General features: G+C 57.8%; 11 protein-coding genes. All 11 read right to left on the reverse strand.

Translation table 11 applies throughout. The annotated features are described in order from the left end of the window. Positions 1-39: 39 nt before the first annotated feature. Positions 40-1,317 carry a carboxylate--amine ligase gene (locus C1711_RS03055; protein ID WP_102337740.1) on the reverse strand — a complete coding sequence of 426 codons (1,278 nt, stop codon included), beginning with the start codon at positions 1,315-1,317 and terminating at the stop codon, positions 40-42. 102 nt (positions 1,318-1,419) lie between these two features. After that, positions 1,420-2,610 (reverse strand): DegT/DnrJ/EryC1/StrS family aminotransferase, encoded by a 1,191-nt coding sequence (locus tag C1711_RS03060; protein WP_102337741.1) that lies wholly within the window; start codon positions 2,608-2,610, stop codon positions 1,420-1,422. Positions 2,611-2,635: 25 nt separating this feature from the next. Further along, positions 2,636-4,312 carry a murein biosynthesis integral membrane protein MurJ gene (gene murJ / locus C1711_RS03065; protein WP_159060031.1) on the reverse strand — a complete coding sequence of 559 codons (1,677 nt, stop codon included), beginning with the start codon at positions 4,310-4,312 and terminating at the stop codon, positions 2,636-2,638. Between the two features lie 96 nt (positions 4,313-4,408). After that, entirely contained in the window at positions 4,409-5,608 is a 1,200-nt protein-coding gene (locus C1711_RS07955; protein WP_102337743.1) for a coiled-coil domain-containing protein, read from the reverse strand. 257 nt (positions 5,609-5,865) lie between these two features. Continuing rightward, complete coding sequence (locus tag C1711_RS07960; RefSeq protein ID WP_102337744.1) at positions 5,866-7,017, reverse strand: C40 family peptidase; 1,152 nt, start codon at positions 7,015-7,017, stop codon at positions 5,866-5,868. Between the two features lie 264 nt (positions 7,018-7,281). Beyond that, the gene (ybaK, locus tag C1711_RS03080) at positions 7,282-7,776 is read right to left on the reverse strand and encodes a Cys-tRNA(Pro) deacylase (protein WP_102337745.1); all 495 of its coding nucleotides are present in this window, start codon (positions 7,774-7,776) and stop codon (positions 7,282-7,284) included. 64 nt (positions 7,777-7,840) lie between these two features. Next, on the reverse strand, positions 7,841-8,491 hold the full coding sequence (locus C1711_RS03085; RefSeq protein ID WP_102337746.1) for a GSU2403 family nucleotidyltransferase fold protein: 651 nt from the start codon (positions 8,489-8,491) through the stop codon (positions 7,841-7,843). A gap of 1 nt (position 8,492) precedes the next feature. Further along, positions 8,493-8,795, reverse strand: a complete 303-nt coding sequence (locus C1711_RS03090; protein ID WP_102337747.1) for a hypothetical protein — start codon at positions 8,793-8,795, stop codon at positions 8,493-8,495. A gap of 75 nt (positions 8,796-8,870) precedes the next feature. Next, positions 8,871-11,753: an excinuclease ABC subunit UvrA gene (gene uvrA, locus C1711_RS03095; protein ID WP_102337748.1), complete on the reverse strand. Its 2,883-nt coding sequence runs from the start codon at positions 11,751-11,753 to the stop codon at positions 8,871-8,873. 210 nt (positions 11,754-11,963) lie between these two features. After that, complete coding sequence (locus C1711_RS03100) at positions 11,964-12,713, reverse strand: SDR family NAD(P)-dependent oxidoreductase (RefSeq protein ID WP_102337749.1); 750 nt, start codon at positions 12,711-12,713, stop codon at positions 11,964-11,966. Positions 12,714-12,800: 87 nt separating this feature from the next. Beyond that, positions 12,801-13,229, reverse strand: coding sequence for an FKBP-type peptidyl-prolyl cis-trans isomerase (locus tag C1711_RS03105; protein WP_102337750.1), 429 nt, complete (start codon positions 13,227-13,229; stop codon positions 12,801-12,803). Positions 13,230-13,235 lie beyond the last annotated feature (6 nt).

Below are 13,235 nucleotides of genomic sequence, written 5' to 3' on the forward strand. Positions count from 1 at the left end.
GGTCATGTTTTGGCGTCAATCGTACCGCAGACGCGCTTGCTACGCGTGCGCCTCACACGTCGCCACATCCCAAACGTAACGCTTGAACTTTTTTATCTGGTTGAGATAAACCGCGGTGGCAAACGCCTTGTGTTCAATCGTGTCGTTCGGACAATCGTAGGGGTATTGCGCCCCATGGTTTCGGTACATCGACAAAACCTCATCGCGAAGCTCTTTATTTTGAACGGTCTTGCGAATGACCTTGGCGGGAACGCATGTATACAGGAAGCGATCGTACGCCTCGCGATAAGGGATTTCCCGGCCCAAGATGTACTCGTCAACCAAGAGCTCGGCGATATTCGCACCGCCCAGGGCCATGTAATACGTATTTCTACCCGGTCTGGTATTCACCTCGAGGAACTTATACTGACCGTCGCGCACATCGAACTTGATATCGAAATTCGCATAGCCGCGGTAACCCGTATGCTTGATGAAGCGCTTGGCGTCTTCGATGATCCGCTCGACGCGCTCGGAAAGGATGCACAAAGGGTTTCCGATGAGGAAGGGTGAGTGATCCTGCACGACCACCCTGCCGCCGGAAACCACGCGAACGTCACCCGAAGCATCGGAGAACGTCGTGAGCGAGCGAAGGGCATCGTCCTCGCCCGGAATGAAGTCCTGCACCACCAACTCGCGATCGTAGCCGGCATCACGCAGGAGGTTGAAAATGCGCGTAAGGTCACGCGGCTCGTGTACCTCGTAAATCTTCTGCTTTCCCTCGAAGCTCATGAGGTCATACCGAGCGGAATTTGATGGTTTGGCAATCACCGGATAGGTAAACGACTCGGCATCGATCTGCACGTTCGGATCGGAGCAATCGAAGGACCAGGTTCGGGGGTAGGCGATGTCGAGCTCCTCGCACAGCTCGTAAAAGCGCTCCTTCTGGGTGATTTCATCCAGCAACTCAAAATCGTTGTAGGGAACCGCGAACCAGCGGGAAAGCTCCTCTTTGTGAGAGGAAAGCAGGCGCGCATGCCAGTCGGCGCTGCCGATGACGAGGGCGACCTTGCCCTGCTGCTTGAGGTCTTCTCCCAAGCGGGAAAGCAACGCGACGATGGCGTCGTCGCCCTGCCCCATCTCAGGACAGATACGGTAATCGACAAAGCGGCTGGAAGATGTCACACGGACATTCACCGCAGAGAGCACGATGGTTTTGATTCCGTATGCCTCGTTGAAACAACGAGCGAGAGAGTACGCGAAAACCTCGCCACCCAATACAACGGGAACGAATCGAGTGGCAATCTCGTCCTGCTTCAAAAGCGGCGCAGTGCTGTTCATCGTCAATAGTCCTTCTCGTCCATGCCTCGCGACGGATAATCATCTCAACGGCCCTCTATCATAAAGCCTATGGTCAAAGGAGCCGCGTTGGTCTTGCAGCTTCTATGAAGAGACCACGCCGAGGACAACCTCCACAACACGTTGGGCGGCATCGGGCGTGATATTGGTGGGCAGCGTGGCGACACGCGCGATAAAGCGGTCATTTTCCATCAGATTCGAGCGATCGGTAGGAACGTGATATGCCTCTTTATCGAGGACGTTTGGGTACAGCTCGGGTCGGTACCACGCCGAAGTAAAGTAACCCGCATCACACACCGCTTCGACCACACAATCGGCAAGCGCGGTGTCATGTACGAGCAAGGGGAACTTGAGGAGGGGCTGAGCTTCGCCCTCCATCGCCGCCGCGGGAATCTCGATACCCTCGACACCCGACAATCCCCGTCGATAGATGGAAACGAGCTCGCGTTTGGATGCTTCGATTCCCTCAATACCCTTCAGCGCCGACAAGGCTTTTTTGCATACGTACGCCGAGGGACGCATGGGGTCGTACGGCAACCGCCCGCGACGCTCCTCCTCCGCAACTGCGGGCTCGAACAGGCCGTGAGATGACAGCCTGCGATACCAGCGAACATGGATGTCGTGCGGCAGATGTCCGAAAACACGCAGCTGAAAGCGATTCATACGCGACAACATCTTGATGCGCACAGGAGCGGACGGCAGTTCAGCAAGTCGACGGGATACCTCGGCGGCAAGCTCGGAAAACGGTGACGCGGGGTTGACCCAAATGGCACCGCCCATAAGGGTGTCGAGCACCTTCTCGATACCAAAAGAGTGCACGGAGATATCGGCAAGCGGGCGGCCCTCCTCATCGAGAGCCATACGCCCCACGCAATGGGCGCAATCCTCGATAACGACAGCACCCGACTCGTGAGCACAGCGGGCGAGCTCACGTGAAGAGGCGTCGTCGATAATGCCGTACGTATGCTGCAACACGACAGCGCGCACGGAACCAGACAGGTCGAGGCGAAGCGAGTCGATGGAGGCAGTTCGAGGCGAGATGTCGCAATAGCGGGGCGTCAGATCGGCAGAAAGAATGGGGTCGACGGCCGTGCAGCAGGTAAGGAGCTGCGTGGCGACCTCGCCCTCCCCCATGCATTCGCGAATCGCCTCGAATGCGACGTGCATGCCGTAACGCGCCTTGAAGACGCAGTGCCAATCGGCGGCCAAAGTTCCCGTTCGCTGAGAAAGTACCTCGGAAATTTGACGTTCGATTGCGCGATCGTCCGATAGCATAGATTTCCCTTCTGATGTCGACGCCCTAACTCCGTGCGGATTGCGGAACAAAGCGCCCCAGAATAACGGTAAGGAATGATGCCTCGGGTAAGCGCATGGCGATAGCCAGGCCGAACGTCACCACGAGGGCAGGGATGCCGCCGAGGACGGCATACGCCATGGATTGCAACATGCCGCCTGCAAGGGGCGCCATGAACATCTGGAGAGCCCAAAGAATCGCCGCACCGACTGCCGCACCGGCACCGCCCAAAACCAGAGCGCGAACGGTCGCGGTCAGAATCGACTTGAATCCAATGCTCCCAAGCTCTCTACGCAAGATGAGGAAGGTGACCAGGTCGATGGAGACGAAGAAGAACGTGGAGCTGAAGCCGACGACGTTCAGACCGAAAATCGGAGTGAATACCAGGCAAATCACAATTTGGACCGTTCCCGCGATGCATTCCGCGATGGCGAATAGATACATCTTTCGCAGCGAAGAGCAGGCCTTCTGCAGATAGGTAGCAACGCCGTACCCCGGCAGGGAAATCGCCAGCCACGTGATGTAATCGGAAAGCTCGCTCACCGACTGTGCATCCATGCGCGAGCTGCTGAGCATACCCGCCAAGCAGGGAGCAAATACCATGAGATACATGGCAAAGGGAACGAGCAGGAACAGTATCTTGCCCGAACCGTCGCTAAGGCCCTTCACGTACGCTTTCATATTGCCGCTCGCAACGAACATCGAAAGCTCGGTGAACATCGCAGTCGTGATGGGAATGGAAAACACCGAATAAGGCAGCATGTACCAGATGCGTGCATAGTAGGTGATGGTCGCACCGTTGGGATTGACCATGAGCGAACAGCTGCTCTGAACGGACGTCGTGGCAAACGACACGAGCGTCACAATAAGCGTGGGGATGCCGATGGTAAGGGTCTCACGAATGCACGGATCGTGCAGGTCGATACGGAAACGCAGGCGAACACCATGCTTCAACAACGCCGGGACCTGGACCAAAACCTGGGAGAGCACGCCCAACGGGCTGGCGATGGCAAGCGTCAAAATCGCCGCCTGCTCGAGGCCGGCATCCATGAAGAACGCATAGGTGAAGAAGGACGCAGTGGTGATGATGTTGTTCACCACGGGCGCGGCGGTGCTCCAAAAGTAATCGCGCTCGGCGTTTAGCACGCTCGAGATGATCGAGGACAACGCATACAGCACAATTGAGATGCAGAAGAATTTGAAGAAGTAAACCGAGAGATCTCGGTTGAACTCCGCGCTCGCATTGAACGACTGCGTCCAGATGATCTCGCCCGCAAAAATGAACGACAGGACCGACAGGCCGAACATGAGCAGTGTGACAAGCGAAAGGAGGTTCGAAGCGTATTCGCTCGCACCCTCGTTGCCGGCGCGGCGCTTTGCCGAAACATACACGGGCAAGAATGCCGTGGCGAGCATGCCGCCCATCACGAGCTCATAAAGGGCGTTGGGCATACCGTTGGCAACGGTGAACGCGCTAGCCGTCAGCGAGGCGCCCAGGCCATATGCTTGAGCCCACGTGCGGAAAAAGCCCGTGATACGGCTGACGATAACCAAGCCGCTCATAAGGGCAGTCGACTTGCCAACCGATTCGACGTCCATCTCCTCATCATCGGGCGTGAGGTCCTGAGATTCAGTCGACTGAGGGGCGCCTGGGGGCGTCTGGGTCGTATGTTCAACTGCCATGCAAACCAGCCTTGTTGTATCGGATAACATTCGAGTTTACGTTTGAAAAAGAAAAAGCGGCGGTACCATGGGCCCGCCGCTCATGGGGTTGTTGGATTAGACGATCGGTCCGCCGCCGAGGAAGCCGCCGATGTAACTGAGCGACCTCACTTGGACACCGCCACCGGGGCAAGAGTCGATCATGCTGCCGCCGCCGACGTAAATGCCAACATGTCCGGGAGAACGACCTCCCGTGCGGAAGAATACGAGATCGCCATAGGCAAGCTTGCCGATATCACGCGTGAGGTTCGACCCCACGGCACCGTACAGGGACTCAGGGCTGTTGGAGTTGGTGGGCAGGCCCAAGGCATAGTCGACGACGCCGGAACAGGTGAACACCGACGTGTTCACATCTCCGGTCCAACGATAACCCGACCAAGAATAACCGGATCCGATGATACCCCAAGCGCGGGCGGTCATGGCGTTTGCCGCAGAAGAGGTGGTGTGGCTGCCACCAGAGCTGGACCCTCCCCCGTTGTTGGTGCTGCCGCCGTTCCCAGAGCCGCCATTGGAACCGGAGCCGGAAGAGCTTCCACCATTGGAGCCGGAGTTGGAACCGGAAGAGGCGGAGTTCTCGGCATCCTTGCGGGCCTGCTCGGCCTCTTGGCGAGCGCGCTCGCGTTCAGCGGCCTGCTCTTCCTCGATCTTCGCCTTGACCTCATCGGAAAGCTGATCGTAATATGCCTGCGCCTCCGCCGCAGCGGCATTCGCCGCATCGGCACGAGCCTGCTGCTCCTCTACGAGCTTTTCCTGTTCGGCCTTATCTGCCTCAAGCGAAGCCTTTTTCTCGTCGAGAGACTTCTGGAGCTCCTTGGATTGGGCGATAACGTTCTGGTGATGTTCCGCGATTTTATCGGCATAGCGGATATTCGAAACGAGCGTGCCAAGATCATCCGAATTGAACAGAAGCGTGATAAGGCTCAAGCCACCGTCTTTATACTGTCCGGCCGCGAGGACACCCAGCTCGCCCTGGAGCTCGGCAAGCTGCTGCTCCTCCTCTTCGATCTGCGCTTCGGTTTCGGAAATGCTTTCTTCGATTTCCTGAAGGTCTGCCTGAACGGCATGAAGGTCATAACCTGCCTGCTCAGCCTGCGAATAAAGGTTGTTGAGCTGCTTGGATGCCGCATCGAGCTCGCTTTGGAGCTCGGCGCTCGTGACACCATAGGACTGCATGGGGAATTCAACAAGGCCGAAGCCGAGTGTGACAGCTAGTGCGGCAATCGGGATAACAGCATGGCTACGTTTAAAGTGCGTCATTGTAATAACGTCTCCTATCGTGTGTGCCCAAGCGTATCGCAACGAACATTGAGCTCTCGCGCTTGCCAAGGCGAGCGATGGACATATGCATTTTACCAGCTCCGAACAGACGACTACAACCTACACGCCCCCTCCATACCCATATTTCTTCGAATAGAAGCGACGTAGCAAGTCATTTGGGGCACAGCGCGTCACGGTAGACAGCCGAAAACCAGGCAGGCTGGTCGACGGGCACGCGCAAACGCTGGGAGCATCCGCTAGAAATTGCCTCCGCCGAGGAAGGCACCGAAATACGACATGGACGTCGTACCCGCGGGAACGCCGGGGCGTCGAGCGCCGAAACACATGCCGCCACCGACATAAAACGCCACGTGCCCTGGGAAGAAAACGAGGTCGCCGTACTGAAGCTCACTCATGCTCGTGGTGAAGCGGCCCTTACGCTGCAGCAAGCCCATCTGGGCACCCGCCGAATGCGGCAGCGAGATGCCAAGCTGAGAATAGGCGTACATGGTCAAGCCGGAGCAATCAAAACCCGTGGAAGGGGACGCACCGCCGTACACATACGGGCTTCCCTCGAACTGCAAGGCGATGCTCAACGCGGAAGCGCCCACGGTGCTTGAACCGCCATTTGAGCCACCGCCCGAACCGCTGCCGGAGCCACCGTTCCCGCCGTTACCAGAGCCGTTGTTTGAACCGTTGCCATCGGATGAAGAGCCAGAACCGCCCGTGTTGCCCGAATTGTTGGAGCCGGAATCGCTCGGCTGTTGACTGGAGCCATTATCCTGACCGCCCGCGGCAGAATCCATACCGTTCTGAATGGACTCGTTGTCCTTCGCCTCAGCCTCGAGTTCAGCGCGAACCTGGGCATCGAGCGAAGCAACGAGCGCAGCGGCTTGCGCCTGATTTTCGGCCTGCTCGGCAAGACGCGCCTCAGCGCTATCCATTGCCTCCTGCTGCTCGGCCTGCTGCTCCTCAAGATCGTCCTGAAGGTCCTCGACCTCATGAATGAGTTCCGCCTGAGCGTTGCTCACCTTGGCCGCGTAGAAAAGGCCCGAGAGCAAATCGGTCAAGCTCGTGGAGTTGAGGAACACGCGAGTCAGCGTGATGCCACCGTCTTTGTAGCCAGTCGACGTATAATTCGCCAGTTCCTTCTGGGCGGTATCGATCTTGTCGGTCGTCTCTTCAATCTGACGAGAAGTTTCCTGCAAATCCGCACCGAGCTTTTCAATCTCTTGATTGATGGCAGCGTATTCGTTGCCAATCTGCTCAAGCTGTGCGCGTGCAGCGGCAAGATCGCTCTGGGTGTCGGCATGTGCGACCGTGGGAACTGATGCGCAAACAAGCGTAAAGGAAAGGCTTGCAACGACAGCGCGACGAGCGCCAAGAAGCAGGCTGCTATGGAATCTCATTACTTCGAATCCTCTCGCAAACCGGATAATGTCAAAATCACGTGTTCAATTGTAAAGGGCAATTTCGCACACCCCTCCAAGCCACACACAACATACAGGGAACTTTAAAGGTCAACTTGAGCCTTATACCTCGGGTTTTGTTGTTTTGGCCGAGTGTGGATTAGGCGGTTGAGGGCGAATGACACGGAGAAGGTGCTGGGGGCGATAGCTGAAATACCAAGCTAACGCAGCGATATTACACATCGGTGTAAGGCTCTGCGTGCCCTATCGCGTGATGGAAGCAACCACTGCCCCAAGGTGCGCCACGAGATCGTCGGTTCCCACCGTTAGACTCAAGCCCCGACGACCGCCGGAAATATGAATCGCATCGAATAGAATGCACGTCTCATCGATCACCGTGGGAAACTGCTTGCGCATGCCCACCGGCGAGCAGCCGCCGCGCACGTAGCCCGTAACAGCGACGAGCTCCTTGGTAGGCAGCATTGCAAGCGACTTCTCCCCCACCGCGCGAGCCGCTGCCTTGAAGTCGAGCTCCTCTGCAACGGGAATGCAGCACACCACGTGATTACCTGAAGGAGCCACCGTTACCAGCGTTTTGAATCCCTGCTCCGGGTCCTCGCCCAAGCGCTCGGCGATTCGAGCGCCCAAGCCACGCGCCTCGGTACCGTCGTCTTCGTATTCATACGCTTCGTAGGCAATACCTGCCCGATCAAGCTCACGCATCGCATTGGTTTTTTGAACTTTGTCGTGTTTTGCCACAATTCCCTCGCATGTCTAACAAGCCACAAACATGTTGCGCCTGTCGCACATATTTGGATTGACATTAAACGTCTAAATCGACTCCCCATTTCTGGGCAAACGATTCAACGCGCTTCCGCTCTTTCTTTGTTAGTCCATCGAGCACCTTGTGGACGCTCTCTTCATCAAGATAGGGCCACATACCTAAAACTGCCTGCGCATCCTTTTCTGCCTTCGCACCACGTTGGTCATTGATAGCCATCTTATGGACCACGTACGCTTCTGGAGAGGGAACGCGCACAAGATGCCCCAAACAAACGACCTCAATGGAGTCTTTGGACATTATGTCCATATGTCGAAGCGTTTGTGCCGTTACTCCGATATGTGTTTTTAGGGCAACTTCCGCGCCCGCCCCTCGTTTTGCAATTAGAAATTCAACTTCAAGGCCTGAAGAGGCGTCAAGGATTTTAGTGGTTCCGTTGAGCACGTCTGACTCTACGAAAAAGCCATTCTCACGAGCAAAAGAAGCGAGCTGTGCAGCAGGATTTGGCTGACGCAGATTTCTTATGAGAAAGTCAACGTCCAACGTTCTTATGTTCGGCATAAAACCTTTTAATATGCCCGCTTCGCGATAGACGAACTCAACCCAAGAGCCCACAAGGATAACGTGGGGCAAGCACCCTGCATCTTCTATAAGATCAAGCACCCTCGCAAAGGCCTTCTGCTGTTCAGTCAATTTAATGCTTCACTCCCAAAGCACGCTCGATTTGTTTCTGAGAACGCTGATGCTCCCGCAAGGCGGACTGAAGCTCGCGCCGACGCTCGATCTGTGCACGAACCGCATCAACCTCCGAAGCAGGAATATACGCGGACCTTACCTTATTCCCCTCGCGGAAAGTCCGATAATAATACTCGCGACCATTGATTTTCTTTATTCGAACGCTACCTTTTGGAAGACGCTCAAGCTCCTTACGTATATGGTGACACATTCGAACCGAGCGCTCATACTCTTCTTCCAAGATGCTGTCTAAAACTGACATGACACGCTCCATTACCCTACATTTTTTATCATTTAAAGAATTGTAGGGTAATGGAGATAAAGCTTCAACTTACGTCTATTCTTTATGTTCGTACTCAGCCATGCGGGCGCGGTCGCGCTCGAGGAGCGGGGCGAGGAAGCGGCCCGTGTAGCTCTCCTTGCAAGCGGCAACCTGCTCAGGCGTGCCCGAAACCACGATAGTACCGCCACCATTGCCGCCCTCGGGGCCGAGGTCGATGATGCGGTCGGCGACCTTGATTACGTCGAGGTTATGCTCGATCACCAATACGGTGTTGCCCGCATCGACCAAACGCTGGAGCACATCCACGAGCTGACGGACATCCTCGAAATGCAGTCCCGTGGTCGGCTCGTCCAAAATGTAGAACGTCTTGCCTGTCTGCTTACGTTGCAGCTCCTTGGCGAGCTTCACGCGCTGCGCTTCACCGCCCGAAAGCGTTGTGGCGGGCTGTCCCAAGCGCACGTAGCCCAAGCCCACGTCGTAGAGGGTCTGCAGTTTGCGCTTGATCTGCGGGATGTTGCCGAAGAATGCAAGCGCCTCGGTCACCGACATGTCGAGTACGTCGGCAATCGTCTTGTTACGGTAACGAACCTCAAGCGTTTCGCGGTTGTAGCGCCTGCCGCCACACACCTCGCACGGCACGTAGATATCCGGCAGGAAGTGCATCTCGATCTTGATTTGGCCGTCGCCTTTACACGCCTCGCAGCGACCGCCGGGCACATTGAAACTAAAGCGTCCAGGCGAATAACCGCGGGCCTTGGATTCCGGCACGCTCGCAAACAGAGCGCGCAGGTCGTCCCACAAACCGATGTACGTAGCCGGGTTCGAGCGCGGTGTACGCCCGATGGGACTCTGATCGATGTCGATGACCTTGTCGATTTGGTCGATGCCTTCAAGTTTCTTATACGGACCGACAACGCGCGCCGAGCGATGGATGGCGTTGGTGAGGGCGGGTGCGATGGTATCTGTTACCAGCGAGCTCTTGCCCGAACCGGACACGCCCGTCACCACCGTGAGCGTGCCGAACTCAATCTGCGCGGTAACGTTGTGCAGGTTGTTGGCAGTAGCCCCCGTGATTTTGAGCGCTCCGCGTCCGGGGTTGCGACGCTCAGCGGGAAGCTTCACCATGCGCTTGCCCGTGAGGTACGCGCCCGTGAGCGACTCGGGGCACGCCATGATTTCCTCAGGCGTTCCGGCGCACACCACGGCACCACCGTTTTCTCCCGCACCCGGGCCCATATCGACCACAAAGTCGGCAGCGCGAATGGTGTCCTCATCATGCTCGACGACGATGACGGTATTGCCGATGTCGCGCAGACGCTCAAGCGTGGCGATCAGGCGCTCGTTGTCGCGCTGATGCAGGCCGATCGACGGCTCGTCGAGGATGTAGAGCACACCCATGAGACCGGCGCCGATCTGCGTGGCAAGGCGAATGCGCTGCGCCTCGCCACCCGAAAGCGTTGCCGAAGCGCGATCGAGCGTGAGATAGTCCAAACCGACATCGACCAAGAAACGCAAACGCTCGATGATTTCCTTCACAATGGCATGGCCGATAAGCTGCTGGCGCTCGGTGAGCTCAAGACCGCGGAAGAATTCCAGCGACTCGCGACAGCTCATGCAGCAGACCTCGTAAATGGACTTGCCACCCACGGTGACAGCGAGCATTTCGGGGCGTAGACGCGCGCCGTGGCACGTGGTACAAGGCTCCTCGCGGATAAACCGCTCGAGTTTGGCGCGGGTATTCTCATTCGTGCTCTCGGTATAGCGTTCGAACAGGATGTTGCGTACGCCGGAGTACTTGGTGAACCAATGGGTGTCGCGGCCGTCCTGCGTCTTGTAATCCACGCGCATCTTCTTGTCGCCCAGACCGTCTAGGAACGTCTTACGCACGCGCGGCGGCAGGTCCTTCCACGGCGTTGCAGGGTCGACCTTCAGATGCTTGCACAGTGCGCGAAAAATCTGCGGATAGTAATTCGATTTGCCGAAGAACGAGCCGAACACGCCCTCTTCGATGGAAAGGCCGGGGTCCTCGATCAACGCCTCTGCGTCCACGACCTTTTTGAAACCAAGTCCGTCGCATTCAGGGCAAGCACCGTAGGGCGCGTTAAATGAGAAATCGCGTGGCTGCAGGTCGTCGATGGAGTGACCGTGCTCCGGGCACGCGAGCGCGAGCGAGAACGAAAGCAGGTCGCCTTCGGTGCCCTCGGGAGCATCGCGGTCGGGCAGCAGATATACGCTCACGTTACCGTGTGAGAGTTTGGTCGCCTGCTCCACCGACTCCGCGATGCGGCCTAAGCTCGATTCGCGGATCACGATACGGTCCACCACAACCTCTATGGTGTGCTTGAACTTCTTGTCGAGTTCGATCGTCTCGTCGAGACCGCGGACCTCACCGTCGATGCGCACGCGCGAAAAGCCTTCGGCACGCAGGTCTTCCAACAACTTGGTGAACTCACCCTTGCGACCCATCACCACAGGAGAAAGCACAAAGGCGCGGCGCCCCTCCCCCGCTTCGAGAATCTTATCGGCAACCTGATCCGTCGTTTGACGTACGATTTCGCGGCCGCACTCAGGACAGTGGGGTGTACCGATGCGGGCAAAGAGCAAACGCAGGTAATCGTAGATTTCCGTGACGGTTCCCACCGTGGAGCGCGGGTTTTTGGAGGTCGTTTTCTGGTCGATGGAAACGGCGGGTGAAAGACCGTCGATTGAGTCGAGATCGGGCTTGTCCATCTGCCCGAGAAACTGCCGCGCATAGCTGGAAAGCGACTCGACGTAGCGGCGCTGGCCTTCCGCATAGATGGTATCGAACGCCAGGCTCGACTTGCCGGAGCCGGAAAGGCCCGTGATGACTACGAGCTCGTCGCGCGGAATCTCGACGTCGATGTCGCGCAGGTTGTGCTCGCGCGCACCCTTGATAACGATGTTGGAATCAGACATGGAGATCCTATCTGATCGAAACCGAACGTAAATCACGGGAGCATGTGCACCCGAACGTCTAGTGTATCGCCAAATTGACGCACATGTGTTCGCTTTTCATATGAACCACGTTTCCTGCACGGCTTGTTCGTTCGCGCGCGGTCTTCGCACAAAAAATGCGGCCCGGATCGCTCCGAGCCGCTTCGTGCATGTTGGCTATGTGACCGCGTTTTACGCGCGGGCGGCACCGTCGACCGGGATGACGGCGCCGGTGACATAGGAGCTCATGTCGCTCGCCAGGTACACGAAGGCGTTGGCGACATCCTCGGGCTCGCCCATGCGACCCAGCGGGATGGTGGCGATCAGCGGGGCGATCATCTTCTCGGGCAGGGCGGCGACCATGTCGGTGCGCGTGATACCCGGGGCCACGGCGTTCACGCGGATGCCCTTGGGCGCGAGCTCGCGGCACAGGGACTGGACCATGCCGTTGACGGCGAACTTGGACGTGGGGTAGCCCACACCGGCAGGCTGACCGTACTTGGCGACCATCGAGCTCGTGGTGGTGATGGTACCGCCGTGACCGGCCTCCTCCATCAGCTTGGCAGCGGCGTAAGAGCCGTTGAAGACCGCGGTGACGTTGAGGTCCATGACCTTCTTCCAGTCCTCGGCGGTGTAATCGAGCAGCGGCGCGGATTGGGAGATACCCGCGTTGTTGACCACGGTGTCAAGACCGCCCATGTCCTCGGCTGCGGCGGTGAACGCCTCGACGACCTCATCCATCTCGGCGAGGTTGCAGGTGCGACCCCAGACCTTGGCCTCGGGGTGATCGGCGAGGAGCTTCTCGACCGCCGCGTCCGCCGTCTCCTGACGCGAACCGAACACGGTTACCGCAGCACCCTCCTCGATGAAACGCTCGGCGATCGCGTAGCCGATGCCGCGTGTACCGCCCGTGATGATTGCCTTCTTACCTTCGAGCAGCATATGTGCCCCTTTCCGTTACGGGGCGCCCTCTCTCCTGTGTGTTGCGCCCCCATTGATAGGTATGTTATCCGTACGGCGGCGCCGGCGCTAGTCCTCGACTTCCACGAGTTCGATGTCGAAATTGAGGTCCTTGCCCGCCATCTCGTGGTTGGCGTCAAGGGCAACGCCCTCAGTCGTGACCTCGATCACGCTCACGGGAACCGGCATGCCTCCGGGGCCCTGCAGGAAGAGCTTGTCGCCCACCTTGATCTGCTCGATGTTGGGCACCTGAGCGGCGGGGAAGTTGAGAATCAGGTCCTCACGACGCTCGCCGTATGCCTCAGCGGCGGGAATGTGAACGGTCTTCTTCTCGCCCACCTGCATATCCATGACGGCGGCATCGAAGCCCTTGATCATCTGACCGGCGCCGCACGTGAAGGCGATGGGCTCGCCACGATCATAGCTGCTGTCGAACTGCGTGCCATCGTCGAGCGTGCCGCGATAATGCGCCTTGACGTTCTTTCCGTTGTTGGACATGGGTCC

Source organism: Collinsella provencensis (genome assembly GCF_900199705.1).
Lineage (GTDB): Bacteria > Actinomycetota > Coriobacteriia > Coriobacteriales > Coriobacteriaceae > Collinsella > Collinsella provencensis.